The sequence below is a fragment of the Frigoribacterium sp. CFBP 13712 genome (assembly GCF_014842255.1).
Classification (GTDB): domain Bacteria; phylum Actinomycetota; class Actinomycetes; order Actinomycetales; family Microbacteriaceae; genus Frigoribacterium.
The window spans coordinates 650,159-676,254 of sequence record NZ_JACYVH010000001.1 but is presented as its reverse complement, the minus strand read 5'-3'; the positions used below and the strand labels follow the sequence as shown (position 1 = coordinate 676,254).

25 protein-coding genes are annotated in these 26,096 nt (G+C 72.7%); 16 read left to right on the top strand and 9 right to left on the bottom strand.

All coding sequences use genetic code 11. The features are described from left to right. Window positions 1–40: 40 nt before the first annotated feature. The 5 genes from IFT51_RS03150 (at window position 41) to IFT51_RS03130 (ending at window position 7,439) form a co-directional block, all read left to right on the top strand. Entirely contained in the window at window positions 41–1,078 is a 1,038-nt protein-coding gene (locus tag IFT51_RS03150; protein WP_192058987.1) for a LacI family DNA-binding transcriptional regulator, read from the top strand. Next, the gene (locus IFT51_RS03145; RefSeq protein WP_192058985.1) at window positions 1,075–2,085 is read left to right on the top strand and encodes an LLM class flavin-dependent oxidoreductase; all 1,011 of its coding nucleotides are present in this window, start codon (window positions 1,075–1,077) and stop codon (window positions 2,083–2,085) included. The genes IFT51_RS03150 and IFT51_RS03145 overlap by 4 nt, the downstream gene beginning before the upstream one ends. Before the next feature lie 78 nt (window positions 2,086–2,163). Beyond that, the gene (locus IFT51_RS03140; RefSeq protein ID WP_192058983.1) at window positions 2,164–3,243 is read left to right on the top strand and encodes a helix-turn-helix transcriptional regulator; all 1,080 of its coding nucleotides are present in this window, start codon (window positions 2,164–2,166) and stop codon (window positions 3,241–3,243) included. 176 nt (window positions 3,244–3,419) lie between these two features. After that, a complete protein-coding gene (locus IFT51_RS03135; protein WP_192058981.1) occupies window positions 3,420–6,578 on the top strand; it encodes a S8 family serine peptidase in 3,159 nt (1,052 codons plus the stop codon). Window positions 6,579–6,737: 159 nt separating this feature from the next. Then, complete coding sequence (locus IFT51_RS03130; RefSeq protein WP_308196247.1) at window positions 6,738–7,439, top strand: endonuclease/exonuclease/phosphatase family protein; 702 nt, start codon at window positions 6,738–6,740, stop codon at window positions 7,437–7,439. Between the two features lie 161 nt (window positions 7,440–7,600). Here the strand turns inward: IFT51_RS03130 and IFT51_RS03125 are convergent, their stop codons facing one another. Then, entirely contained in the window at window positions 7,601–7,882 is a 282-nt protein-coding gene (locus IFT51_RS03125; RefSeq protein ID WP_192058979.1) for a hypothetical protein, read from the bottom strand. Window positions 7,883–8,197: 315 nt separating this feature from the next. Here IFT51_RS03125 and IFT51_RS03120 point away from each other — a divergent pair, with 315 nt between their 5' ends. Beyond that, window positions 8,198–9,034, top strand: coding sequence for an aldo/keto reductase (locus tag IFT51_RS03120; RefSeq protein ID WP_192058977.1), 837 nt, complete (start codon window positions 8,198–8,200; stop codon window positions 9,032–9,034). Window positions 9,035–9,152: 118 nt separating this feature from the next. Next, window positions 9,153–9,992, top strand: coding sequence for a Pr6Pr family membrane protein (locus tag IFT51_RS03115; protein ID WP_192058975.1), 840 nt, complete (start codon window positions 9,153–9,155; stop codon window positions 9,990–9,992). Here IFT51_RS03115 and IFT51_RS15415 read toward each other — a convergent pair. Further along, complete coding sequence (locus tag IFT51_RS15415; RefSeq protein ID WP_192058972.1) at window positions 9,881–11,506, bottom strand: flavin monoamine oxidase family protein; 1,626 nt, start codon at window positions 11,504–11,506, stop codon at window positions 9,881–9,883. The two genes, IFT51_RS03115 and IFT51_RS15415, sit on opposite strands and share 112 nt — an antisense overlap. Between IFT51_RS15415 and IFT51_RS03105 the strand changes: the two genes are divergently transcribed. Then, the gene (locus tag IFT51_RS03105; protein WP_192058971.1) at window positions 11,505–11,669 is read left to right on the top strand and encodes a hypothetical protein; all 165 of its coding nucleotides are present in this window, start codon (window positions 11,505–11,507) and stop codon (window positions 11,667–11,669) included. The two genes, IFT51_RS15415 and IFT51_RS03105, sit on opposite strands and share 2 nt — an antisense overlap. Here the strand turns inward: IFT51_RS03105 and IFT51_RS03100 are convergent. Beyond that, a complete protein-coding gene (locus IFT51_RS03100; RefSeq protein WP_192058969.1) occupies window positions 11,645–12,442 on the bottom strand; it encodes an alpha/beta fold hydrolase in 798 nt (265 codons plus the stop codon). The genes IFT51_RS03105 and IFT51_RS03100 overlap by 25 nt on opposite strands. An 86-nt stretch (window positions 12,443–12,528) precedes the next feature. On the opposite strand from IFT51_RS03100, the gene IFT51_RS03095 reads away from it, so the two are divergent. Together IFT51_RS03095 and IFT51_RS03090 are read left to right on the top strand one after the other, a co-directional pair. Further along, the gene (locus IFT51_RS03095) at window positions 12,529–13,272 is read left to right on the top strand and encodes an NAD(P)H-hydrate epimerase (protein WP_192058967.1); all 744 of its coding nucleotides are present in this window, start codon (window positions 12,529–12,531) and stop codon (window positions 13,270–13,272) included. An 875-nt stretch (window positions 13,273–14,147) separates the two neighbouring features. Next, a complete protein-coding gene (locus IFT51_RS03090; RefSeq protein WP_192058965.1) occupies window positions 14,148–14,690 on the top strand; it encodes a hypothetical protein in 543 nt (180 codons plus the stop codon). Between the two features lie 262 nt (window positions 14,691–14,952). Here the strand turns inward: IFT51_RS03090 and IFT51_RS03085 are convergent, their stop codons facing one another. The 3 genes from IFT51_RS03085 to IFT51_RS03075 form a co-directional block, all read right to left on the bottom strand. Then, window positions 14,953–16,416, bottom strand: a complete 1,464-nt coding sequence (locus IFT51_RS03085; protein WP_192058963.1) for a DHA2 family efflux MFS transporter permease subunit — start codon at window positions 16,414–16,416, stop codon at window positions 14,953–14,955. Window positions 16,417–16,548: 132 nt separating this feature from the next. Next, the gene (locus tag IFT51_RS03080; protein ID WP_192058961.1) at window positions 16,549–17,424 is read right to left on the bottom strand and encodes an ABC transporter permease subunit; all 876 of its coding nucleotides are present in this window, start codon (window positions 17,422–17,424) and stop codon (window positions 16,549–16,551) included. After that, window positions 17,421–18,371 (bottom strand): ABC transporter ATP-binding protein, encoded by a 951-nt coding sequence (locus tag IFT51_RS03075; protein WP_192058959.1) that lies wholly within the window; start codon window positions 18,369–18,371, stop codon window positions 17,421–17,423. Before IFT51_RS03075 ends, IFT51_RS03080 begins: the two co-directional genes overlap by 4 nt. Window positions 18,372–18,553: 182 nt before the next feature. On the opposite strand from IFT51_RS03075, the gene IFT51_RS03070 reads away from it, so the two are divergent. Together IFT51_RS03070 and IFT51_RS03065 are read left to right on the top strand one after the other, a co-directional pair. Continuing rightward, the gene (locus tag IFT51_RS03070; RefSeq protein WP_320477776.1) at window positions 18,554–19,258 is read left to right on the top strand and encodes a VTT domain-containing protein; all 705 of its coding nucleotides are present in this window, start codon (window positions 18,554–18,556) and stop codon (window positions 19,256–19,258) included. Window positions 19,259–19,291: 33 nt separating this feature from the next. Continuing rightward, window positions 19,292–19,945, top strand: coding sequence for a histidine phosphatase family protein (locus tag IFT51_RS03065; protein WP_192058957.1), 654 nt, complete (start codon window positions 19,292–19,294; stop codon window positions 19,943–19,945). On the opposite strand, the gene IFT51_RS03060 is transcribed toward IFT51_RS03065, so the two are convergent. Then, a complete protein-coding gene (locus IFT51_RS03060; RefSeq protein WP_192058955.1) occupies window positions 19,942–21,186 on the bottom strand; it encodes an FAD-binding protein in 1,245 nt (414 codons plus the stop codon). The two genes, IFT51_RS03065 and IFT51_RS03060, sit on opposite strands and share 4 nt — an antisense overlap. A 55-nt stretch (window positions 21,187–21,241) precedes the next feature. Here IFT51_RS03060 and IFT51_RS03055 point away from each other — a divergent pair, with 55 nt between their 5' ends. The 4 genes from IFT51_RS03055 (at window position 21,242) to IFT51_RS03040 (ending at window position 24,399) form a co-directional block, all read left to right on the top strand. Next, window positions 21,242–21,700: a MarR family winged helix-turn-helix transcriptional regulator gene (locus IFT51_RS03055; RefSeq protein WP_192058953.1), complete on the top strand. Its 459-nt coding sequence runs from the start codon at window positions 21,242–21,244 to the stop codon at window positions 21,698–21,700. Window positions 21,701–21,958: 258 nt separating this feature from the next. After that, the gene (locus IFT51_RS15495) at window positions 21,959–23,368 is read left to right on the top strand and encodes a M23 family metallopeptidase (protein ID WP_192058951.1); all 1,410 of its coding nucleotides are present in this window, start codon (window positions 21,959–21,961) and stop codon (window positions 23,366–23,368) included. A 95-nt stretch (window positions 23,369–23,463) separates the two neighbouring features. Continuing rightward, window positions 23,464–23,982 (top strand): GNAT family N-acetyltransferase, encoded by a 519-nt coding sequence (locus IFT51_RS03045; protein ID WP_371740661.1) that lies wholly within the window; start codon window positions 23,464–23,466, stop codon window positions 23,980–23,982. A 57-nt stretch (window positions 23,983–24,039) separates the two neighbouring features. Then, window positions 24,040–24,399, top strand: a complete 360-nt coding sequence (locus IFT51_RS03040; protein WP_192058949.1) for a hypothetical protein — start codon at window positions 24,040–24,042, stop codon at window positions 24,397–24,399. Between the two features lie 57 nt (window positions 24,400–24,456). Here IFT51_RS03040 and IFT51_RS03035 read toward each other — a convergent pair whose 3' ends face one another. Beyond that, window positions 24,457–25,293, bottom strand: coding sequence for a hypothetical protein (locus tag IFT51_RS03035; RefSeq protein ID WP_192058947.1), 837 nt, complete (start codon window positions 25,291–25,293; stop codon window positions 24,457–24,459). Between the two features lie 105 nt (window positions 25,294–25,398). Continuing rightward, window positions 25,399–26,091, bottom strand: a complete 693-nt coding sequence (locus IFT51_RS03030) for a PadR family transcriptional regulator (RefSeq protein ID WP_192058944.1) — start codon at window positions 26,089–26,091, stop codon at window positions 25,399–25,401. Window positions 26,092–26,096: the final 5 nt, after the last annotated feature.

Here is a 26,096-nt window from a genome sequence, read left to right as displayed (position 1 = left end):
CCCGTCCGACCCGCGAAACGAACAGACCTAGGATCATCACGTGGCAACCCTCTTCGACGTCGCGGCAGCAGCCGGCGTCTCGCACCAGACCGTCTCGAGGGTCGTCAACGGCGACCCGTCGGTGCGACCGGCCACGAAGGCGAAGGTCGACGCCGCCGTCGACGAGCTGAACTACCGGCCGAGTCTGGCCGCGCGGGCCCTCGCCAGCCGCAAGACGACCTCGATCGGCCTGATCAGCACCGGGTTCCCGTACTACGGCCCGTCGAGCACCATGCACGGCTTCAACGGCGCGGCACGCCGCGCGGGCTACCAGGTGTCGATGGCGACCCTCGACGTCGCCGACCGCAAGGGCATGCAGCAGGCCCTCGACGCGCTGCTCGGTCAGAACGTCGCCGCCCTCGTGCTGATCGCCCCCGACCCCGAGGTGCTGCGGGTGCTCCGCCGGGCCGAGGTGTCGGTGCCGCTCGTCACCGCCGACAGCGAGGCCGAGGCCGGCCACCACACGGTGTCGCTCGACCAGGTGGCGGGCGCGGAGTCGGCGGTCGAGCACCTCGCCGCGCTCGGCCACACCCGCATCGCGCACGTCGCCGGCCCCGAGGGCTGGATGGACGGCCGCGACCGCGAACGCGGCTGGCGAGGCGCCTGCACCCGGCTCGGACTCGACCCGTCGGTGCTGCTGCGCGGCGACTGGACCCCCGCCTCGGGGCACCGCGTCGGCCGCGAGCTCGTCGACCGCGTCGCCGCCGGCGAGGTGACGGCCGTGTTCTGCGGCAACGACCAGATGGCGCTCGGCCTCGTGCACGCCTTCGCCGAGGCCGGGGTGTCGGTACCCGGCGACGTGAGCATCGTCGGCTTCGACGACATCCCCGAGGCCGCGCACTTCCTGCCGTCGCTGACGACCGTGCGGCAGGACTTCGAGGCCCTCGGGCGTCTCATCATGACGACGGTCGAGGCGGTGCTGGCCGGCGACTCCACCCCGGTGGCGTCCCTCCCGACCGAGCTCGTCGTCCGGGGGTCGACGGCCGCGCCCCCGACCTCGGGCATACGCCGCGCCTCCTCGGTGTTGCCCCCCTCATGAGCATTCCCCTCTCGATCCTCGACCTCGCCCCCGTCGCCCCCGGAGAGACGGTGCGCGACAGCTTCGCGGCCTCCGTCGCGCTCGCACAGCAGGCCGAGGCGAGCGGCTACCGGCGGGTCTGGTACGCCGAGCACCACAACATGGCGTCGATCGCGTCGAGCGCCACGTCGGTGCTGATCGCGCACATCGCCAGCCAGACGAAGACCATCCGGCTCGGGTCGGGCGGCGTCATGCTGCCGAACCACTCGCCTCTGACCATCGCCGAGCAGTTCGGCACGCTCGAGACCCTGCACCCGGGTCGTATCGACCTCGGGCTCGGGCGGGCCCCGGGCAGCGACCAGGCGACGTTCCGGGCGCTGCGCCGCGACCCGGCGTCGTCCGAGCGGTTCCCCCAGGACATCCTCGAGCTCCAGGCGTTCCTCGCCGGCGAGTCGCGCATCGCCGGCGTGCAGGCGGTGCCCGGCGGCGGCACCAACGTGCCGCTGTACATCCTCGGCTCGTCGCTGTTCGGGGCGAAGCTCGCCGCCGCGCTCGGTCTGCCCTACGCGTTCGCCTCGCACTTCGCGCCGAACGACCTGATCGACGCCGTGACCGCCTACCGTCGCGAGTTCCAGCCGTCCGAGCAGCTGGCCGAGCCCTATGTGATCGCGGCCGTGAACGCCGTGGTCGCCGACGACTCCGACGACGCCGACGCGCAGTTCGCCGTCGTCAAGCGTCAGCGCCTGCTGATGCTGCTGCGTCAGAGCGGTCAGATCGACGTCGCCCGCGAGTTCGACGATGCCGAGCTCGATCACCTGCTGCGCACCCCGGTGGGGCAGCACGTGCTGTCGATGACGACCTACACCGCGGTCGGCACCCCCTCCGAGGCGCGCGAGTACATGGAGCAGTTCGCCCGCACCGCGCAGGCCGACGAGCTGATCGTGGCCCACGCCGGGTCGTCGAAGGAGGCGCGGCTCCGGTCGGTCGCGCTGCTCGCCGACGCGATGCGGCTCACCCCCGCCGCGTAGGCCGCGCGCCTCGCGGCGCTGCACCGGGCTCCGTCGGCGGGTGCATAGGCGGGCGCGGGCGCGGCTAGGGTCGAGCGCATGAGTCTGCCCGAGCTCTCGGCGCTCGGCGTCGACGCGGTCGCCGCCGAGGTGTACGAGGTCGTCCTCGCCGAGTCCGACGGCGTCGGCGTCGACGCCCTCGGGGCCGGGCTGCCGCACCTCGAGCAGGCGGCGGTCGAGGCCGGTCTCCAGCGGCTCCGGGCGCTGGGGCTCGTGCACGAGAGCGCGCCGGGCGTCACCGCGTCGGCGCGCTGGGCGGCGGTCGACCCCCGGGTCTCGGTGCCGGCCCTCGTCGCGAGGCGGGCCGATGCGCTCGCCTCGGCCCGCGCCTCCACGGGCGTCCTGGCCGAGCTGTTCGACGAGACGCGTCGCCGGGCCGACCCGTCGGCGGTCACCCGCACGCTGGTCGGCGCGGCCGCCATCGGCGACCGGTACACGCGACTCGAGCTGACCGCGACCCGGTCGTTCGTCGCGTTCGACCGGCCGCCCTACGTCGTCGTCGGCAACGAGGGCACCGAGCGCACCGCACTCGCACGGGGCGTCCGCTGGCGGGCCGTCTACACGATGGACAGCTTCGCGGCCGACGGACGCTGGCAGGGCGTCCACCGCCTGGGCGGTCACGGCGAGGAGGCGCGGCTGACCGACTCGCTCCCCGTCAAGCTCGCCGTCGCCGACGAGCGGATCGCCCTCGTCTCGCTCGGTCACGACCCCGCCGCCCCGGAGGCGCTGGTCACCGAGTCGCCGGCTCTCGTCGCGGCCCTCGTCGAGCTGTTCGAGCAGCGCTGGCGTGCCGCGGTGCCCGTGCCCGTCGACCGGTCCGCCACCGCGGGCGCCGGGGGAGGGGGCTCGGGGTCGCCCGACTGGTCGCTGATCGCCGCCCGGGTCGCCGACGAGAGCCGCCCGACGGATGCCGCCGCGTCGCCGCGCCGCGGGCCGAGTCTCGAAGAGCGCGACCTGATCGCCCTGATGGCCGCCGGCGCCACCGACGAGGTCGTCGCCCAGCGGCTCGGTCTCTCGGTGCGCACCGTGCGGCGCCGCGTGCATGACCTGTTCGGCGAACTCGGGGTGACCAACAGGTTCCATGCGGGGGTCGAGGCCGCACGTCGGGGCTGGCTCTGACGTCGGCCACGTGGCGGACACGGTGTCCCCCGAACGGGTCACGGCAGGTTAACAATGCGGCCTCGCGCGGCCAGTGGCAGCTTTCGGCCACCACCCTCGCTTGAGGGTCAGATGAATTCTCAGGTAACTCTTACTCGACGACTTCGCCATGGGGGCGACAGCGTCGGAAGGCACCCGTGATCACTCCATCCGGCCCTCGTCGGCCGAAAGCCCCTCTCGCCGCGCTGCTCGCCTCCGGGCTCTTCGCGACCGCACTCGTCGCCGGGGGAGTCGTCGCGCTCCCCGCGACGTCGGCCCTCGCCGCCGAGGGTCCGGCCGTCGTCGGCGACACGTCGTTCTCGGCGGGCAAGTACATCGTGACCCTCCGCGAGCCCGCGGCGGCCACCTACGAGGGAGGCACGGCGGGGCTCCCCGCGACGGCCACCCCCGAGGGCACCCGGCTCGACGCGCGCGCCGCTCCGGTGCAGAAGTACAGCGACCACCTCGAGGAGACCCAGGCGGACGTCGCCGCGGCGGTCGGAGCCTCGGTCGACGCCCACTACTCGGTCACGACGAACGCGTTCGCCGCCGACCTCACGGCCGACCAGGCCCGGTCGCTCGCGAGCGACCCGTCGGTCGCCGCCGTCTCGAAGAACGAGCTGCTGAAGCTGCAGGCCACGCCCTCGACCGAGTTCCTCGGTCTCGGCGACGCCCAGGGCGCGGGCGGCGTCTGGGACTCCCTCGGCGGCCGGGACGCCGCCGGCGACGGGGTCGTCGTCGGCATCATCGACTCCGGCATCGCCGCGGGCAACGCCTCGTTCGCGGGCGACCCGCTCGGCGCGGCCAGCGCCACCGAGCCGCACCTCGAGGGCTCGTCGACGGTCTTCCCGCGCGGCGACGGCGGGACCTTCCGGGGCGTCTGCCAGACCGGCGTGCAGTTCACCACGGCCGACTGCAACACGAAGCTGATCGGCGCGCGCTACTTCGTCGACGGCTTCGGCGTCGGCAACATCGGCACCGAGGAGCAGGGCGAGTACCTCTCGCCCCGCGACGGCAACGGCCACGGCTCGCACACGGCGAGCACCGCGGCCGGCAACGCCGACGTCGAGGCCCAGGTCGCCGGTCGCGACTTCGGCACGATCTCGGGTGTCGCCCCCGCAGCGAAGATCGCCGCCTACAAGGTCTGCTGGGACGGCCCCGACCGCGTCTCGACCGAAGACGACGGCTGCGCCACCCTCGACCTGATCGCCGCCATCGAGGCGGCGGTCACCGACGGCGTCGACGTCATCAACTACTCGATCGGCGGGGGCGGCGCGACCAGCACCTACTCGGCGACCGATCAGGCGTTCCTCGGCGCGGCCTCCGCCGGCGTCTTCGTCGCCGCCTCGGCCGGCAACGACGGCCCGTCCGAGACGACGGCCGACAACGCCGCGCCGTGGATCACCACGGTGGCCGCGAGCACCATCCCGAGCTACTCCGCCACCGCCCGCACGGGCGACGGCACCTCGTACCTGGGCGGATCGATCACCGTGCCCGTCGGCGACGAGGGCCTGACCGGCACGCTCGTCGATTCGCAGGCGGTGAAGCTGGCCTCGGCGTCGACCGCCGACGCCCTGCTCTGCACGCCGGGCACGCTCGACGCCGCGCTCGTGCCCGACGACGCCGTGGTCCTCTGCGACCGCGGAGTGGTCGGCCGCACCGACAAGAGCGCCGAGGTCGACCGGGTCGGCGGCATCGGGATGCTGCTGGTCAACAAGACCCCGAGCTCCGTCGACCTCGACGAGCACGTCATCCCGACGGTCCACGTCGACGCCGAGGGCTACACCGCGCTGCACGCCTACGCGGCCACCGCGGGCGCCACGGTGACGCTGCTCGACGGCAACCCCGAGGGTCTGCCCGAGCCCGCGACGCCCCAGATCGCCGGCTTCTCGTCGCGCGGTCCGGTGACGGCCGACGGCGGCAACCTGCTCAAGCCCGACATCTCGGCGCCCGGCGTCGCGATCCTCGCCGACGGGGCTAACGCCGCGGGCGAGGCGGGCTCGTACGAGTTCCTGTCGGGCACGTCGATGTCGTCGCCGCACATCGCCGGTCTCGCCGCGCTCTACCTCTCGGCGACCGCGCACCCCGACTGGTCGCCCGACGAGGTCAAGTCGGCCATGATGACCACCGCGTACGACCTCGTCGGACCCGACGGTCAGCCGAGTCGCGACGTCTTCGCCCAGGGTGCGGGTCACGTCGACCCGACGAGGTTCCTCGAGCCGGGTCTGCTCTACGAGAACGGCCCCGAGCAGTGGCAGGCCTACGTCGACTCGATCGACACGGTCGAGGGCACCGACTCGTCGATGAACCTCCCCTCGATCAGCGTCGGCTCGCTGGCGGGCACCGCGACGGTCACCCGCACGGTGACGGCGACCGAGGCGGGCAGCTACAGCGTCGCCCCGGTCGAGATGCCCGGCGTCTCGGTCGAGGTGTCGCCCGCGACGCTGGACTTCGCCGCGGCCGGCGAGAGGAAGGAGTACACGGTCGAGTTCACCCGCACGACGGCGCCGCTCGACGAGTTCGCCACCGGCTACCTGACCTGGAGCGACGGCACGCACGACGTGCGGAGCCCCCTGGCCGTCCGCCCCGTGCAGCTCGACGTCGCGTCCGAGCTGGCCGGCGAGGGCGCGACGGGCGAGGCCTCGCTCGACGTCACGGCCGGCGACGCGCTGTCGCTGCCGCTGGCTGCGGAGGGGCTCGCCAAGGGCGCCGTCGCGACCGGCTCGGGCACCGCGGGCGGCGATCCCGCCCTCGTGCCGCTGACGATCGCCGAGGGCACGACGCACGGCCGGTTCGTGCTCGACTCCGCCGATGACACCGCCGACCTCGACCTGCTGCTCTACTCGGCCGATGCGGCGGGCGAGCCCGACACGCTGGTCGACTACGCGGCGACGGGATCGGCCGACGAGCAGCTCGACGTCGAGGCGCCCGAGGCGGGCTCCTACGTGCTGATGATCGACTTCTACTCGGGGGCCGGCGATCTCGGCTACTCGCTGACGTCGTATCTGCTCGATCCGGCCCAGGCCGTCGGCGACTTCTCCGTCGACCCCGCGTCGATCGAGGCGGCGCTCGGCGAGACCACCACGGTCACGACGTCGTGGTCCGGTCTCGACTACGACGCCAGCTACCTGGGTCGGGTCTCGTACGGCGACACGGGCACCGTCACCTACGTGACCGTCGCCTCGGGCGCCGAGCCCGAGGAGCCGCCCACCGAGCCCGGCACGCCCGGCGGCGGATGGAACCTCGGGGCGATCATCGACTGGATCTGGAACGCCATCGGCGATCTGATCCACCACTGGTGGCCGCGCTGGCGCTGAGTCTGAGGCAGCCCGCGCCGAGAACCGGTCGCGGACGGTGACCAGGAGGCGGTCCGCACCTTCCGAGAGGAGGTGCGGACCGCCTCCTGCCGTCCCCGGAGCGAATATCGTGCCGAATCTGCACGTCGTCGAAACATCGGTGGGCTAGGTTCGGTCCCCGTGAAAGAAGAAGACGGCAACTCGATGCGCGTGATCAGCTACAACCTCCGCGAGCACACGGCGAAGGGCGAGATCGAAAGCCTGGCGCGCGACCACCGAGCCGACGTGCTCTGCCTGCAGGAGGCCGACACGAACGACATCCCCGACCGGCTGGGCGACCTCGTGCTGGCGACGTCGACGCGCAACAACCGGCTCGGACTCGCGGCGTACTACCGCCCCGACCGCTTCGAGCTGCTCGGCTCGCAGGTGTACGCCCTGAAGAAGTCGATGCACGACCGGGTCATGTCGCCCGCCCACGAGCGGTTGCTGGCGATGCACCTCGCCGACCGCGTGTCGAAGACCGACGTGCTGGTCGGGTCGTTCCACGCCGCTCCGCTGACCGCCACGAACGGGCTGCGCCGCAAGCAGGTCTCGTCGGCGCACGAACTCATGCGGGCGCTGGCGCCGCGGGCGCCCATGCTGATGGTGGGCGACTTCAACTACCCGTGGTTCCACCAGGGGCTGCGCAAGCGGATCGAGCGCGACGGCTTCATCCTGACCCGCAGCGACACGCCGACCTACCTCGGCTACCGGTACGTCAAGGGCCACTTCGACTTCGCGACGAGCATCGGCCTCACCATCGACGACATCGTCACGCTGCCGGCCGGCATCTCCGACCACCGGCCGATCCTGGTGCGGGCGCAGGGTCTCGCGACCGCCTGAGTCGCGGACGACCCTCCGAGTCGCAGGCGGCCGTCCGAGTCGCGGGCGGCCGTCCGAGTCGCGGACGACGCAGAACCGCCCGATCGGCTGAGCCGGTCGGGCGGTGCGTGCGTGTCGGCCGCCGCGGGGCGGGCCGGGTGCCGGGGTCGCCGGCTGCGGGGTCAGGCGGCGAGCAGCAGTGCCGCCGTGTCGACCGAGTAGGCCTGCACGATGGTGCGGCTCGGCTCGCGGCGCCAGCTGCGACCGGGGATGACCCAGCCCTCGGTGCCGGAGACCGTGACGGTGGCGCCGACGCGGACGGCGTCGGTCACGACGTCGCTCCAGGCGCGGACGGCGAACTCGGCGCCGCGGGCGTCGACGACGACGAACTCGACGAGGCGGGCGGTGGTCAGGGTCGGGACGGTCGTGACCGTGCCCGTGATGGTGGTGATGGTGCTCTTCATGTTCGGTTCTTTCGATGTGCTCTACGGCACGCAGCGTCTCGGCTTGCGTGGGCCGTCGTGATGCGACGGCGGTGCGGACGGTGTCCGGTCGGGCCCGTGTCACGACGATCGGAGGAGTGAGCACCCGTGAGGGGTGGCTCCGATGGTGTCGTCGGGCTGTTCGGATCAGGAGGACGGTGTGGACTCGGCCAGAGCTGTTCCGGGAACGATCAGAGAGGATCCGTTCCAAGCGACTCATGACAGTAACACACCCGGGGTACAGGCACCAGGGGCTTTCTTGGAAGCATCGAGCCGCCCCGGTGGTTGGCTTATGACATGACCACGATCCCCACCATCACCTTGAACAACGGAATCCAGATCCCCCAGCTCGGGTTCGGCGTCTACCAGGTCGACCCGGCCGAGACGAAGGACGCGACGCTCACCGCCTTCGAGGTCGGCTACCGCCACATCGACACCGCCGAGATGTACGGCAACGAGGCCGGCGTCGGCGAGGCCATCGCCGAGAGCGGTCTCGACCGCAGCGACATCTTCGTCACCTCGAAGCTCAACAACGGCTTCCACAAGCGCGACGACGCGCTGAAGGCGTTCGACGGCACGCTCGACGCCCTCAAGCAGGACTACGTCGACCTGTTCCTCATCCACTGGCCCCTGCCCGGCATTGACGTCGACTACATCGAGACCTGGAAGGCCCTGGAGGAGATCTACGCCAGCGGCCGCGCCAAGTCGATCGGCGTCTCGAACTTCCAGCAGCCGCACCTCGAGCGCGTCCTCGCCGAGGGCTCGGTCGTGCCGGTCGTCAACCAGATCGAGGTGCACCCCTACCTCACGCAGGACGCGCTCCGCGAGTTCGGCGTCTCGAAGGGCATCCACACCGAGGCCTGGTCGCCCATCGCCCAGGGCGGCGTCCTGAAGGACGAGACCATCACCGAGATCGCCGAGCGCGTCGGCAAGTCCACCGCGCAGGTCACGCTGCGCTGGCACATCCAGCGTGGCGACATCGTGTTCCCGAAGTCGGTCACCCGCTCGCGCGTCGAAGAGAACTTCGACCTGTTCGACTTCGAGCTGACCGACGCCGACGTCACGGCCATCACGGCCCTGAACAAGGACGAGCGCACGGGCCCGAACCCCGACGAGTTCAACTACATCCCGTAAGCAGCCCCTGCTGGGCCCGGCCGGGCCGCCGCGCATCTCGCGCGGCGGCCCGGCCTCTGTCATGGGGCGCTAGTACGCTCGGTCCTTTCGAGACGACGGCCTGGGAGTGTGTGACGACGTGCGACGACTCGTGGGCGTGCTCCGGCTGGCCGCCGCCGCCGCGGGGCTCGCGGCCCTCGTCTCGTACTTCGTCTACGTGCTCGGGTTCAGCACCTTCAGCACCATCAACTACTTCAGCTACTTCACGCAGCAGAGCAACATCGCCAACGTCGTGGTGCTGACCGTCTCGGGTGTGCTGATGCTCAGAGGGGTGCCAGAGCCGCGGTGGTTCGCCTCGCTGCACGCGCTCGTGACGACGTACGTCATCGTGTCGGGCCTGGTCTACGGCGTGATCGTCATCGAGTCGGCCAGTCACAACTACACGATCGGCGTGCCCTGGTCGAGTCAGGTGCTGCACTTCTACCTGTCCACCTTCGTGCTGATCGACTGGGTCTTCGCTCCCGGGCGGACGCGCGTGCGCTGGCGCCTCGTGCTCGCCGCGCTGCCGTTCCCGATCGTCTGGGGGCTCTTCACGATCTGGCGCGGTGCGCGGGTCGGCTGGTACCCGTACTTCTTCCTCGACCCCGCGCAGGTGCGCTGGCCCGACGAGTTCGTGCTCTACAACGGCATCGCCATCGGCACCATCATCGGTGTGACGGTGGGGCTCGTCGCACTCAGCCGACTTCGTCCGCGGAACCGGCCCGCGGTGCCGGGCGCGCCTCCTCGGATCCCGTCGATCAGGGTCGGGGCCGGTCTCTCGCCGGAGGCGCGGCGCAGGCCGGTCGGTGGCCGCCGGTCGGTCGCGACTCAGCTGCCGGGGGTCGCCTCGCCGGATGCAGGGGTCTCGTCGGGTGCCGGGGTCTCGTCGGGCGCGCCGGTCTCGCCGGGTGCGGGCGAGGCCGACACGAGGTCGAGGTAGGGCGCCAGCGATGCGAGGGCGGCGGTGACCGCCTCGTCGTCGTCGAGTGCGGCCGTGGCCCGCCCGGCGTCGCCGCCGGTCAGCGAGACGAGGACGGGCTCGCCGGTCGCCGGCAGCAGGTTGACGAACAGGCGGTCGCTCGCCGTGTCGTCGAGCACGGCCCAGACGGTCGCCTCGGTCGACCAGAAGGCCTGGTCGAAGCGCAGCCAGAGGACCTCCTGGTCGCCCATGCCGAGCGACTCGATCGCCGACGCGTAGGCCGCGGGCAGGGCGGGCTCGAACTCGACGGCGCCCTGCTTGAGCACACCCAGCGGCAGGGTCGAGACGACCCGGTCGGCCGACAGCGATTCTCCGGTGGCGAGCCGGAGCCCCACCCCCTGGTCGCCGTACTGGATGCGGGCGACGGTGCTGCCGCGCAGCACGTCGAGGCCGTCGAGCAGACCCGTGACGAACGTCTCGAGGCCACCGGTGACCAGGGTCGCGTCGAGAGGCAGCAGATCGTCGCCGACCTGCGTCATCGCGAGCTCGCCGGCCTCGGCGCCGTACCGGGCTGGCACGATGCGGTCGAGGAGGAACGCGACACGATCGGCGTCGGAGACCCCGGTCGCATCGGGCGTGGTCGAGACCCGGTCGGCACCGGACTCGGCGAAGACCTGACGGGCGGAGCGACCTGCGCCCGTGCTGCTGCCGCCGCCTGTTCCACCGCCGGTCGCGCCGCTGTCGGGGCCGTCGGTGCTCTCGGCCCAGGACACGGCGGTGCTCAGGGCCGTCGCGACGGCCTGCGTCAGATCGGTGGGCGTTCCGTCGGCGGTGCGGGCCTCGAGCTGGGCGGTGCCCGTGCTCGTGCCGCTGCCTGTGCCCGGGTTCGTGCCGGTGCTGGTCTCGCGGAGGCGCACGGTGTCGACCCCCGCGAGGGCGAGCGCGCCGACGAGCGCCGGAGCCGCCTCGCCGAACAGGGTCGACACGCCGAGCTCGACGGCGAAGGGCCAGTCGTCGTCGGTGACCGTGTGGATGCGGCCGCCGATCCGGTCGCGGGCCTCGACGACCACGACGTCGAAGCCCCGGTCGGCCAGGGCGCGGGCGGCGGTGGCCCCGGCGATGCCGGCGCCGATCACGATGACGCGCTCGCCCTCGGAGGCGACCGTCGCGATCTCGTCGGCGACGTCGAAGCCCGAGGCCCTCGCGCCGTAGACGGTGCCGGCGTGACGGGAGGCGACGGCCTCACCGGCGAAGAACAGGCGGTCGTCGAGCGACCCGGCGAGCGTCAGACGGTCGGTGATCGTCGACCCGGTGGCGAGGTAGCTCGACGACCCGCCGGACAGCGCGTCGTCGGCCCACGAGCTCCGGAGGAACCCGGCCGCGGCCAGACCGGCGGGCACCGTCGGATCGACGGTCGGCGTCGGGGCGCCGCTCGTGGGCGCGGGGGAGGGCGCGTCGGGGGTGCAGGCGGCGAGCACGAGCACCGCGGCGCCCGAGAGCGAGCCCGTCAGGAACGCGCGACGACTGATGCCCATGGTCCCGTCATTCTCGCAGCCCGGCACGCTGTCCGCGCACCCCGTGCCGCGTGCCGGCACCGCGCCTCCTCGGCGGGCGTTCCTGTCTGCCGGCGTCGCGCCTCCTCGGCTGCTCTCGCCGCGCCTCCTCGGCCCCGGTCAGGCGTCGACGGCCTCGAGATAGGTGCGGAGCAGGTCGGTGACCTGATCGACGGGGAGAAGCGACGACGCGTGATCCTGGCCGACGAGCGAGTAGAAGGCGGCGGCCGGCATGCGGCGTGCGGCCTCCTGCGACTCGCGGTGCCGGTCGACGTCGCGGGTGCCGGCGAGCAGGAGGGTGGGCACGGTCACCGAGTCGAGCTGGTCGACGGTCAGGCCGCCGCCGGTCTCGGCCGCGGTGAAGAAGGCGGCCAGCGCCTCGGGGTCGTCCTGCATGAAGGCGAGACGGGTCTCGGGGTCGATCGGACGGCCGATGGTCTCGCCCCACCGGTCGACGAAGCGGGCCATGCCGCCGGTGGTGAGCGCCTCGTGCCAGTCGGGGGCGAACGTGGCGCCGATGTTGCCGTTCATGGGGGCCCAGCTGCCGCCGATCGTCGTCAGCGTGCGCAGCAGCCGCGGAGTGTGGGCCGCGATCGAGAGGCCGATCCGGGCGCCGAACGAGTAGCCGACGTAGTGCGCCGGCTCGAGCCCGGTCGCGGTGAGCACGGCCTCGACGTCGCCGCGGTGGAGGTCCATCGTGTACGACGCGGGATCATGCGGCTTGCCGCTCTTGCCGTGACCCCGCATGTCGAGCGCGACCACCGTGAAGTCGCGCTGCAGATCGCGCAGATAGCCGAGCCCGCGCCAGGTGCCGCGCGAGAGGCCGGAGCCGTGCACCAGCACCAGGGGAGGGCCGTCGCCGTCCACCTCGTAGGCGATCTCGGTTCCGTCGACGGGGTTGTTCGCCTGAGCACGCATCCGTCCAGTCTGGCAGCAGGGCGGGTGTCGGCGCCTCGCGTGCGGCGAGTCGGCGCCTCGCGTGCGGCGAGGGGCAGAGTGGAGGCATGACCGATGCCTGGACCGCCGCCCAGATCCGTGCCGCCGAGAAGCCGCTGCTCGAGGCCGGGGAGCCGCTCATGCAGCGGGCCGCCGACGGACTCGCGGGGGTCGTGTCCGGGCTGCTGCGCGCCTCCTCGGCCCCGCGGATCCTGCTGCTCGTCGGCAGCGGCGACAACGGCGGGGACGCCCTCTACGCCGGCGCATCGCTGGCGCAGGAGTTCGTGCCCGGGGGCGTGGTGACCGTGGTGCCCACGGGATCGCGACTGCACGAGGCGGGGCTCGATGCCGCCCTGGTCGCCGGCGCGACGGTCGACGCGCTGGGCCCCTGGACGGACCCCGCGGCGGCGCCCGGACTGCTGCGCGAGTACGACGTGGTGCTCGACGGGATGGTGGGCACGGGCGCCAGCGGCGGGTTGCGAGGGGACGCACGGCGCGTGGTGGCGGCGCTGGGCGGGGGTGCGGGGTCCGGCGGGGAGGGGGCTGGTGCGGGGTCTGCGGGACCGGGGGCTGGTGGGCCGGTGCCCTCGGGGCCGGTGCTGGGGCGTCCGCTGGTGGTCGCGGTCGACCTCCCCAGCGGCCTCCATCCCGACGACGGATCGGCCGAGCTGGTGCTGCCGGCGGACGTGACCGTCACCTTCGGCGGACGCAAGGCGGGGCTCCTTCGCGGCAGCGGGCCGATGCTCGCTGGCCGCGTAGTCCTGATCGACATCGGTCTCCGCCTCGGAGCCCCCGAGCTCTCCACCCCCTAGCCCCCGGCGCCCCCGCCCGCTCCCGCCCCGCCCCGCGCCCCTGCCCGCGCCGCGCCCCCGCCCCCGCTGGCAACTCCTGCCTCCAGTCGCCTGCACGGGCCGGAACAGGCCGTGCCCCCGTGACGTGCTGCAGCGAGCAGGAGTTTCCGACGCCGGCCTCTGGGTCTCGACCCGGGCGGCGGTACCGATGCGCACCTGAACGGTGCGTCCGACACCCGCACTCCGCTCCGGCGGCTGGTCGGCAACTCCTGGCTGCGGTCGTCTCGGCCGGTGCGTTCGCCGGGCGGCTGCCCTCGTGTGCGCAGGAGGCAGGAGTTGCCAGCGTCGGGTCTCGTCATCCCCAGGTGAAGGCCGTGCGTGGTCGATCCCTCGTCCCCAGACGGGCCGATTCCCCGTCTCTCCACAGTGCGGAGGTCTTCGGCACGGAGCCGGGCGGGTCTTGGGCACGCTGTGTCGGCATGACCACGATCGCCGAACTCGTCATCTCCGCCGGGGGCCTCCTGCACAAGCGCGACCTGGTGGCTCACGGAGCCACCGACCGGCACCTCACGGCCGCCGTCCGCTCTCGAGGAGTGACACGGCCCCGAAGGGGCTGGTACTCCACCTGGGACCGAACCGATCCGCGATACGTGGCCGTCAGCATCGGCGGGCGACTGACCGGGGCCGCGGCTCTCCACGCGCTGGGTGCCTGGGCGTGGACGCGCCCGCCGATCACCGTGTCCGTGCCCGAGACGGCTTCGCGCCTCCGGCGGCGTCGCGGCATCCGGGTCGTCTGGGACCCGCTCGATCTCAGCGAGAGGGGCACCGCCTGGTCGGTCGACCCCCGTGACGCTCTCGCCAGGGCCGTCGTCGAGGCACGATCACTCGAAGACGCCGTGATCCTCGTGGACTGGGCCCGGCAGGCCGGTGTGGTTCTCGATGACGACGATGCCGCGGAGGTCCTGTCTCGGAAACACGCCGACGCAGCGGGCCTCGTCGCGTGGAGCGAGGGAGGCGCGGAGAGCATTCTCGAGAGCGCCGCCGGCACTCGCCTCAGGTGCGCCGGGCACCATGTGCGCCGTCAGGTGCCCGTCGGACGTTCGCGGAGGATCATCGACATGGTCGTCGACGGGATCATCGGGTTCGAGACGGACGGGCGGCAGCACCACGAGGAGAGGTTCCACGAGGACCGCCTCAAGGACGCCGCGATCGCGCGCGAGGGCCGCATCCCGTTCCGGGCGGGCACGCTGATGGTGCGCGACACGTGGGAGGAGACGGCAGCGGCGATCGATGCTCTGATCTCAACCGCGGGAGGGCCGAGACCCGTCGCACACGTCGGCAACTCCTGCCTGCCGCGAGTCCTCGGGCCGCGGGGGCGCAGACACTGGCGGCTCGCCGTTCCGCGGCGCCGCAGGGAGCAGGAGTTGCCGACGGGGTGAGCGGCGCCGGCAGAGGCGGAGGCGCCGACGGACGAGCGGCGCGGGGGAGGCGGAGGCGCCGACGGGGTGAGCGGGGCTGGGGGAGGCGGAGGCGGCGACGGGGTGAGCGGGGCTGGGGGAGGCGGAGGCGGCGACGGGGTGAGCGGCGCTGGGGGAGGCGGGGCGTCACAGACAGGGCGCGCCACGCCCGGGGCGCCCGGGCGGGCGCTCCGCCAGGGGCCCGGCGCCCCGTGAGCGAGGCCACGGGGCGCCAGGGGCGGGGCTAGTGCGCGACGGGCGGGGCGTCCTGTGCGGGGCGGCGGACGAAGAACGCTCCGACGACGGCGAACACCGAGATGATCGCTCCGACGAGGAACGCCGCCCGCACGCCAGCGCCGGTCGCGGCGACGTCGACCACGCCACCGCGCGCGGCGGCCGTCGTCGCGAGGGTCATGACCGTGATGAACACCGCCGTCCCGGCTGCGCCGGCCAGCTGCTGCACCGTGCCGACGATCGCACTGCCGTGCGAGTACAGGTTCGACGGCAACGAGCCGAGCCCCGACGTGAAGAGCGGGGTGAACATCAACGCGAGTCCGATGCTGAGGGCGACGTGCGCGCCGAGGATCATCGGGATCGGGGTCGCCTCCGAGACGGTCGACATGAACCACAGCACGGCGCTGACCAGGATGGTGCCGGGCACCAGCAGGACGGTGGGGCCGTGCTTGTCGAACAGGCGACCGACCACGGGCGACAGCAGCCCCTGCACGAGCCCGCCGGGCAGCAGCAGCAGACCGGTCGACAGCGGGTCGAGGCCGTGCACGTTCTGGAGGTAGATCGGCAGCACGATCAACGTGCCGAACAGGGCGATCATGCCGATGCCGAGCACGGTCGCCGAGATGGTGAAGGTGCGCGACGAGAAGGTGCGCAGGTCGAGCAGGGCGCGGTCGTGGCGCTGCAGCGAACGCTGACGCAGCACGAAGACGACGAGCGCGGCGGCGCCCACGGCGAGCGGCACCCACGCCGGCACGGCCGCCTCGGCGCCCTCGCCGATCGAGCTGAGCCCGAACACGATGCCGCCGAAGGCGAAGGCCGACAGGATCACCGACAGCACGTCGAGCGGCACCTTCTTCGGTGTGGTCACGTTCTTCACGCGGGCCGCTCCGAGCGCCAGCGCGGCGAGCGCGATGGGCAGCACGAGGATGAACATGAAGCGCCACTCGAGCACGCTGAGGATGACGCCCGAGATGGTCGGTCCGATCGCCGGAGCGACCGAGATGACGATCGAGATGTTGCCCATCGTGCGCCCGCGGGTCGCCGGCGGCACGAGGGTGAGCACCGTCGTCATGAGCAGCGGCATCATGATGGCCGTGCCCGAGGCCTGGACGACGCGGCCGAGCAGCAGCACGCCGAACCCGGGTGCGACGGCCGAGATGGCGGTGCCGAGGCTGAACAGGCTCATGGCCGTGATGAACACGGGTCGGGTGTTGAACCGCTGCAGGAGGAACCCGGTGATCGGGATGACGACCGCCATCGTCAGCATGAAGCCGGTGGTCAGCCACTGGCCGGCCGTGACCGTGATGTCGAGGTCGCGGGTGAGGCTCGGCAGGGCCACGCCCATGATCGTCTCGTTCAGGATGACGACGAACGCCGAGACGAGCAGGAGGCCGATGACGAGCTTGTTGCGCGCCGCCGTCCCGTCGTCGTCGAGGGGCTCGGTGGTCGTCGCCGGGGATGTCGCGCTGGTCAAATGGGGCTCCTCGAGGGTGACGGCGGGTGTGCCTGTGCGTCCGAACGCACGAGACGGTCCGGTTCTTCCCGATCCGTGAGGATGGGTCGAACCGGACCGTCCAGAGCGCCGAGGAGGCGCGGTGCGGGTGGGTCAGACGTCGCGGCGCTTGACGAGGGCGAGCCCGGCCGCGAACAGCGCCACGACCCAGCCGACGAGCACGAGCAGCGCCTGCCAGGGCTCGAGGCGGATCGCTCCGTCGACGGCGGGAGCGGTCAGCATAGAGCTGCCGTCGACCACGTACTCGTAGATCCGCGAGGCGGCGGTCGGCGGGATGAACTCGTTGAGCGAGTACACCCAGGTGCCCGAGACGAGGCCCATGGCGATCGAGAACAGGATCGGCACCACGAAGACGACTCCGATGGCCGCAGCGATGGCGCCCGTGCTGTTGCGGATGATCATGCCGAGACCGAACGCGATCATGGCCATGAACGCGACCGAGGCGGCCGCGCCGAGCATCGAGAGCCAGTACTTCCCGTCGGCGAGGTCGAGCTCGATGTCGACGCCGCGCAGCAGGGGCACGGCGAGCAGCGACGTGATGGCGAGGCTGATGGCCGAGACGACGAAGGTGCCGATGGCCACGATGATGAGCTTCGCGATGAGCGCCGGGGTGCGGCGGGGCACGGCGGCGAAGGTCGAGCGGATCATGCCGGTGCCGAACTCGCCTGTGATGATCAGCGCGCCGAGCACGGCGGCGACCAGCTGCGCGAAGGCGACGCCGATGGTGGTGACCGACGCCGCGAGCGACTGCTGCTGCTCGGGCGTGGACTCCATGCCCTCGAAGCCGGAGGCGACGGCGCTGAACAGCGTCCCGAATCCGATGATCAGCACGGCGATGATGGCGAAGCACCACACGGTGGAGCGGAGGCTCCGGAGCTTGATCCACTCGGAGCGCAGGACGCCCCCGAAGGTGACCCCGCCCCCGGCCGAGCGCTGGCGGGACTGTCTGGTGGGAGCGCTGGTGCTCATCGCTGGGCCCCTTCGGTGGTGGGGGACGCGGCCGTGGTGGGCGCGCCTCCGGCGTGGTAGTCGACCGAGTCTTGCGTCAGGGTCATGTAGGCGTCTTCGAGCGAGCGGACCAGCGGGGTCAGCTCGTGGAGGACGATGCCGGACGAGGCGGCGAGTTCGCCGACGCGCTCGGCGGTGATGCCGCGCAGCTCGACGAGGCCGGGCTCGACGGGGGTGACGGCGACGTCGTGCGTCTGCGCGAGTCGGACGAGGTCGTCGGCCCGCGGGCTGCGGACGCGCACGGCTTCGCCCGAGGCCTGGGCGATGACGTCGCTGACGGGGGAGTCGGCGAGCACGCGGCCCCGGCCGAGGACGATGAGGTGGTCGGCGGTCTGCGCCATCTCGCTCATCAGGTGCGACGAGAGGAACACGGTGCGCCCTTCGCCCGCGAGGTGCCGCGCCAGGGTGCGCACCCAGACGACGCCCTCGGGGTCGAGGCCGTTGACGGGCTCGTCGAGGATGACCGTGGCCGGGTCGCCGAGCAGGGCCGCCGCGATGCCGAGGCGCTGCCCCATGCCGAGCGAGAAGCCGCCGACGCGCTTCTTCGCCACCGATTCGAGACCGGTCAGGGCGATGACCTCCTTGACGCGGGATCTGCCGATGCCGTGGGTCGCCGCCATGGCGAGCAGGTGGTCCGCCGCCGAGCGGCCGCTGTGCACGGCCTTGGCGTCGAGCAGCACGCCGACCTCGTGCAGGGGTGCGGTGTGGTCGGCGTAGCGACGGCCGTTGACCGTCACCGAGCCGGCCGTCGGCCGGTCGAGCCCGACGATCATGCGCATCGTGGTCGATTTGCCGGCGCCGTTCGGTCCGAGGAACCCGGTCACGAGACCGGGCCTGACGGTGAACGACACGTCGTCGAGGGCGAGCTTGGCGCCGTACCTCTTGGTCAAGCCATGGGCTTCGATCATCGGTGGGATGTCTCCTCTGTCGCAGGTCGTGGGGCCGCCAGCGGCGGCCTCGTCCAGAGGTCAGCCTAGGAGCCGGCCCTCACGGGCGATATCCCTCGGGCGGACGAGATCGGGCGGGGCGGGAGTCCTCCGAAGGGACGAGGAGGCGCGGTGTCCGGAGGCGCGGACGCTACAGTCCTCCGGTGACCACCGCCTCCCTCCTCGCCTCCGCCCTGCCCGCCGCCTCGGGCGGATTCCTGCTCTTCGACCCCGAGTCGCTGCTGCCCGCGCTCGGGCCGTGGGCCCTCGCCGGGATCTCGATCATGATCTTCATCGAGTCGGGGGTGCTGTTCCCGTTCCTGCCCGGCGACTCGCTGCTCTTCACCGCCGGGCTGCTGCACGAGGCCCTGGGCCTTCAGGTCTGGACGATCGCGCTCTGCGCCTTCGTCGCGGCGTTCCTCGGCGACCAGGTCGGGTACCTCCTCGGCAACCGCTTCGGCCGGCGCTGGTTCACGCCCGACGCGCGGATCCTCAAGACGGCGCACCTCGAGAAGGCCGAGGCGTTCTTCGCCAAGTACGGCGGCGTCTCGTTGATCCTCGGCCGGTTCGTCCCGATCGTCCGCACCTACGTGCCCCTCGCGGCGGGCACGGCGGGCTACCGCTACCCGAAGTTCCTCCTCTTCAACGTCGTCGGCGCCTTCGTGTGGGCCGTCGGCATGGTGGTGCTCGGCTCGCTGCTCGGCGGCATCCCGCTGATCCGCGACCACGTGGACGTGTGGGCGATCGTGCTCGTACTGCTCTCGGTGACACCCGTCCTGATCGCCGGGCTGCGGAGCGTGCTGCGGGGCCGCCGCGAGCGCGCCGCGGCCGACGCGGTGGCCGGCGCCACCTCCACCGACCGCCGCTGAGGAGTGTCGGAGGCCCCCTCTAGGGTGGTCGGCATGCGCCTCCTCCTCATCCGCCACGGTCAGACCCCCGACAACGTCGTCGGCCGACTCGGCACCGCCGCACCCGGCCCGGGTCTCACCGACCTCGGTCGACGGCAGGCCGCAGCGGTGCCCGCGGCGCTCGCCGACGAGTCCATCGGCGCCCTCTACGTGAGCACGCTGCGACGCACGCACGAGACGGCGGCACCCCTCGCCGCAGCGCTCGGCCTCGAGCCGATCGAGGTCGCCGGCTTCCGTGAGGTGATCGCCGGCGAGCTCGAGGCGCGCAGCGATCACGACGCGGTGTCGAACTACCTGGGCGCCGTCGTGTCGTGGGTGTCCGGCGATCTCGACCGTCGGCTGCCCGGCTCCGAAGACGGCCACGAGTTCTTCGCCCGCTTCGACGCCGCCGTGGCGGGCGCCGTCGCCTCGGGTCACGAGACGGTCGCGGTGGTCAGCCACGGTGCCGCGATCCGCGGCTGGTGCGGCTCCCGATCGCACGGGTCCGCCGAGTTCGTGGCGCAGCATCCGCTCGAGAACACCGGTGTCGTCGTGCTCGAGGGCGATCCGGCGTCGGGCTGGCGGCTCGTCGCCTGGCAGGGCGCCCCGGTCGGCGGCCCCGAGCTCGACGACGATACCGACGCCGACCCGACCGGCGAGGGCTTCTAGCCGAGCAGTCGGTCCACGTAGGGGCTGCGGAACGTGCCACCCGGGTCGACGTCGTGCATCAGCTCGACGAACGAGCCGAACCGCGGATACCGCGAGACGATCGACGCGGGCGGGAGAGACGTCAGCTTGCCCCAGTGCGGGCGCGGTGCGAAGGGACGCAGCGCCTCCTCGACCCGCTCGACGAGGGCCGCCACCTCGACGGGGTGCTTCCGCCACGTGAACGCGATGGCGAGGCTGTCGACGGGGGTGGGGCTCAACCACAGGTCGTCGCCGGCGACCGTGCGGGTCTCGCAGGTGTGCAGGTGCGGGCGGAGGTCGTCTCCGAGCAGCTGGACGGCCCGCAGCGCCACCGCACCGTCGCCGAGTGCGACGAAGTGCTCGCTCTGCAGCTCGGACCCGTTCGACGGCGTGGCATCGAGGCGGAAGTGGGGCAGCCGGTCGAGCCACGCGCCGACGCTGCCGTCCATCGGCGTCTGCGAGCCGCCCGTCACCTCGGTGTGCTCGTCGACCGGAGCCCGGGAGGCGCCGAAGAGCCGCCGGGGCACCGTCACGTCGTGCGCATCGGCCGGCACCCGGGACTTCACGAGCACCTCGCGGATGCGGTCGTCGAACTCATGGAAGAACGAGACGCTCGCCCCGGCCGACATGACCTCGACGAGGTGGTCGTCGACGCTCGACCAGGGCAGCCCCACGAAGGTGTCCTGCCGCATGCGGTACGACGGCTCGACGTCGAGGGTGATGCGGACCACGACCCCCAGCGCCCCCAGCGCGACGACGCTGCCGGCGAACTCCGCGTCGCCGCGCCGCACCGAGCGGATCGCACCGTCGGGGCCCACGATCTCGAGGGCGGCGACCGAGCCGGCGAGGCTCTGCAGCCGACGACCCGAGCCGTGCGTGCCGGTCGAGACGGCGCCGCCGACCGAGATGTGCGGCAACGACCCCATGTTCGCGAGGGCGAGACCCTCGGCCTCGAGCGCCTGCGCCACGGCGCCGTACGTGGCGCCCGCGCCCACGGTCGCCGACCGGCGGTCGGCGGACACGACGAGGTCGAGGGGGAGGGCCGTGGTCGACACGAGCACCCCGGTGCCGTCGGCGACGTCGCTGAACGAGTGGCGGGTGCCGAGGGCGCGGATCCGCGTCGAGCCGGCCACCGCCTCCTGCAGCTCGGCGACGGACTCGGGCCTGACGATGCGCGAGGCGGAGTACGTGAGGGTGCCTGACCAGTTCCGCGTCGTCGCCATGGCCGCAGTCTGCCCGCCCGATCCGAGTCGCGCCCGTGCGGCCTAGGCTCGGACCGTGACCGACCCCGCACCGACCGGCATCGACGACGTCTACGCCGAGCTCGAGCTGGTCTCGCGCCGGGCCGTGGCCCGGGCGCGTCGTCGCAGCTCGCCGCTGACCTTCGTCGAGCACTCGCTGCTCGACGTCATCGCGGCCGAGCCGGGTCGTCGGGCCATCGACCTCGCGGCCGAGTTCTCGCTCAACCGGTCGACGGTGTCGCGGCAGCTCGCGAACCTCGCCGAGCTCGGGCTCATCCAGGGCGACGACGACCGCGAGCCGCGACGAGGGCGCGCGCTGTCGGTCACGCAGGCCGGGCTCTCGCTCCTCGCCCGATCGATCGAGGCCAATCGCGAGGCTCTCGCCGCCCGCCTCGAGGGGTGGGAGGCCGCGGACGTCGCGGCCCTCGCCGAGTCGCTCGGACGCCTCAACTCGGCCTACCGCGACGACGAGCCGAGCGGCCGCCCGACGGTCTGACCCGGCCCGCGCCTCCTGCCCTCCCAGGTGCCGCTGCGGGGACACCGCGGGGTACATCTCGGCGAACGGGTGTGACTCGTGTGACTCGTGTGAACGCATGAGACACCCCGATTGGGGACAGGCCGCCCTGCGTCAACATTCATCCCAGGCTTTACCCTTCGGTGGTCTGGCACTTAGGCTGAGCGGGTTCCCCGGACTTCGTGCGGTCGCTTCCTGCCTCCCCGTACCGGTGTCGACTTCGAGATTGGTTCCACCTCCGTGACTTCCCCCGCGTCCGCCTCCCACCTCCGGAGCCTGCCCGCCGCCGTCCTGACGGTGCTGCTCGCCCTGGCGTTCGTGGTCAGCGGGACGGTGATGGGCGCCTCGCCGGCGAAGGCCGCGACGTACCCGAGCTGGGACGACGTCCGAGCCGCGGTCGCGAACGAGAACACCAAGGCCGCTCAGATCCGGGAGCTCCAGTCGCTGCTCGGCCAGCTGCAGAGCGACGCCGCGAACGCCCAGGCCGAGGCCGAGGCGAAGGGCGCCGAGTTCGAAGCGGCCCAGAGCGACGCCGACGAGGCCGCATCGAAGCTGGCTGAGCTTCAGAAGCAGGTCGACGAGCAGAACAGGGTCGCCGACCAGAGCGAGCAGCGGGCCGGTCAGGTCTCGGCTCAGCTCGCCCGCACCGGCGGCGGCGACGTCTCGACCCAGCTGGTCGGCGACTCGGCCGGTGCCGGCGATCTGCTCTACCGCCTCGGCGCGATGAGCAAGATCACCGAGCAGGCCGACGGAATCCGCGAGCAGGCGGTCACCGACCGCAACGTCGCCGCGTCGCTGAGCGATCAGGCCGCCGTCGCCGAGAAGGCGCTGGTCGGTCTGCGGAACGACGCCGAGAGCTCCATGCAGGAGGCGCAGGCCGCGTCGGACGCCGCCCTCGCCGCCGTCACCGCGCAGCAGGAGAACGAGGCGACCCTGCAGGCCCAGCTCGCCGTGCTGCAAGACACCACCGCCAAGACCCAGCAGGACTACGAGGCCGGCGTCGAGGCCGAGCGCCAGCGTCTGGCCGCCGAGAAGAAGGCCCGCGAAGAGGAGGCCGCCCGGGTCGCCGCCGAGCTGCAGCGTCAGCAGCAGCAGGCTGCCGCCGCAGCGGCCGAGGCCGCTCGAGCCGCTCAGGCCGCAGCAGCCGCCCGCCCGAGCGCCCCGACCCCGTCGGCCCCGGCGCCGAGCCGACCCTCGACCCCGGCCCCCTCGATCGGTGGCGGTGGCGGTGGCGGCGGTGGCGGCTGGGTCCGCCCGAGCGGCGGCTACATGTCGAGCCCCTACGGCTATCGCATCAACCCGGTCACCGGCGTCTACAAGCTGCACGACGGCGTCGACCTGGCACCGGGCTGCTCGACCCCGATCTACGCCGCGTCGTCGGGCACCGTGAGCTACGCCGGCTACTACGGCGGGTACGGCAACTACGTCCGCATCAGCCACGGCGGCGGCGTCAGCACCGCCTACGGACACATCGTCAACGGCGGCATCCGAGTCGCGAACGGCCAGTCGGTCGCCGCCGGTCAGCTGATCGCCCTCGTCGGCTCCACCGGCAACTCGACCGGTTGCCACCTGCACTTCGAGACGCGCATCAACGGCGGCTCGACCGACCCGGTGCCGTTCATGTCGGCACGAGGCGTCAGCCTCCGCTAGTCGCCGCTCGCGGGCTCGACCCGCGCCTCCTCGCGGACTCGAACCGCGCCTCCTCGGCGGCACGGAGGAGGCGCGAGAAGGAGGAGAATCGTCGGGTGACGAACGCACCCCGTACCGAGCTCCCTCCCCTCCACCTCGAACGCGTCGACTACGACGACCCCCGCGCCTGCGAGCTCCGCGCCCGCATGGACGCCGAGATGACGGCCGTCTACTCGGTCGGCCGCGACCCCCACGAGCCCGCCGAGAAGGCCGCGGCCCGTGACGCCGCACTGACGGTCCACCCCGAGAACGTCCGAGCGACCGTGCTGGTCGTGGCCGACGACGGAGAGGCCGTCGGGCACGCCGTTCTCTATGACCGCGACGGCGAATGGGAGGTCAAGAGGGTCATCGTCGACGGCGCCCGTCGTGGCCGGGGCATCGGTCGGCTCATCATGGCCGAGCTCGACTCGATCGGCCGCGCCGCCGGGGCTCGACGGCTCATCCTGCAGACGGGCGACCGTCAGCCCGACGCCGTCGCGCTCTACGAGAAGGTCGGCTGGACTCCGATCCCGACCTACGAGCCATACATCACGACCATCCCGACGTCGATCTGCTTCGAGCGGGTGCTCGCCTGAGCGCCGACCGCCTCACGGGTGCTGCGTCGCGGTCGTCGGTCGCTTAAGGTGGGTGCCGTGATCACGCGACGAGACGCCGCCCTGCAACTCGACATCCCGCTCGAGATGGCCAAGCGGCACGGCATCCCCGCCCGGTTGACCGTCGATGAGCTGGTCGAGCTCGAGAAGTCGCCGCCAGCCTGGCTCGTGCAGTCGCGTGCCAACCGCACCGGCAAGCCGGTCTGGGTCGACCTCGCCTGCGTCGTCTGCGGGTTCCACGAGGCCGCCCGGCCCAAGAAGTGGTGGCCCGACTACACCTGGCTCAGCTGCGACGACCACGGCGTCGACGAGCTCCCCGACCCTCAGCCCGGGCTCGCCCGTCGCGAGGTCGCCGGCGTCGGCAGCCGGTTCGTCGCGATCGTCGACGAGCGCCCGTAGCGACGGGGCCGACGGGATCGACGGGGTCGGGTCCGTCGCCGGGTCGCCGGGCCGCTGTCAGCCCGAGTACGTCACCGATGCGGGCGCGTCGAGACCCGCCAGCAGGTGCACGTAGGCCTGCCGCACGTCGTCGGCGAGCAGCTGCCGGTGGATGTGCTGATCGTGCCAGTGCCGGAGGTCGTCGGGTGAGACGTCGTCGACATGGTCGGCGACGAGATAGCTGAACGCGTAGGGCTCGCCGTCGTCGTCGAGGGTGCGGCGATAGCCGAGTCGCTCGCCGTCGACGGCGTCGACGAAGACCTCCCACCCCGGGTCGGCCCCGTCGGGCAGTGCGACGTCGACCCGCGGGTGCGCCGAACGGGCGTCGGGCACGGCGACCCGCGTGCCGAGGACGGCTCCGACCACCGGCCCGTCGGGGACCCCTGCAGGAGGCGCGCTCCGGTCGCTGCCGGACGCCACGTCGGTCACGGCCCGCTCCACGGCCGCCTCGAGCGCGCCGTCGAGCAGCTGCAGGCGCGCAGCGGCGCTGCGCAGCCAGCTCTCGAGTGCCGCCCTCTCGTCGGCGGAGAACGGTGCGTCGTCGAACGAGTGCACCGAGAAGTCCGCCGCGGCGACGGTCCACTCCCAGCTCAGCAGCACGCGGGTCAGCGCGGCGGGGTGCGGCAGCACGGCGAGGGTGCCCCGTCGCAGCCCCGGCGCCCAGTGCAGCTCGGGTTCGGGCAGCAGCCGCCGGACCTCCCCTGCCGCGGCCGCCGACGATTCGGGGACGACGAAGTCGATGCGGACCTCACGCCACGGGCTGGCGAGACTCGGCGCGACGTCGTCGTCTCTCCGCACGGTGACCGCCTGCGACATGTCGTCGGGCAGGGGCGGGCGCGGGGTCGAGTCGGTCACGGCGCGAGATTCTGGCACGGCACCTTGCGCGCCCGCCGAGAGCCCGTGCTCCGAGAGCCCGTGCCGCGAGGGCTCGCGCCCGCCGCCGAGGAGGCGCGGCGCGGGTCAGTCGGCCAGGATCGCGTAGAGCGCGCGCCGGGTCTCGTCCAGCTTCGCGGTGGCGGCGACGCGCTGCGCCTCGCTGCCGTCGTGGTGGAACTGCTTCACGACGCCCATCAGCTTCATCAGGCTGGTCTGGAACTCGCGGTCGGAGTCGCTGGCGTCGTCGGCCGTCGCGGCCCACGCCTTCTCGATCTCGGCGGAGTGCTCGGCGACGTGGGCGCGGCCGGCGTCGGTGAGGCTGAAGACGCTCTTCGACGCGGCCTCGTCGGAGACGATCAGCTCTTCGTCGACGAGCTGCTGCAGCGTCGGGTAGACGGACCCGGGGCTCGGCTTCCAGGCGCCGTCGGTGCGCTCGGCGATCGACTTGATCAGGCCGTAGCCGTTCGACGGGGCGTCGGCGAGCAGCGACAGGATGGCGAGGCGCACGTCGCCGCGGCGGGCACGGCCACGCCCGCCGCGACCCGGGCCGAAGCCGGGGCCGCCGAACCCGGGGCCGCCGAACCCGGGGCCGCCGGGGCCGAAGCCGCCGAAGCCCTGGCCGGGGCGGAAGCCGCGCCCGAAGGGCCGACCGAAGCGACCCCGACCGCCGGAGCCGTGGCCGAACGGGTCGGAGCCGGACGTCGCGCCGCGCTCGTCGGAGTCATGGTGGTGGCGACGAGGGTCGCCGTCGTTCTCGAAGATGGTGTCGGTACCCATGGGGT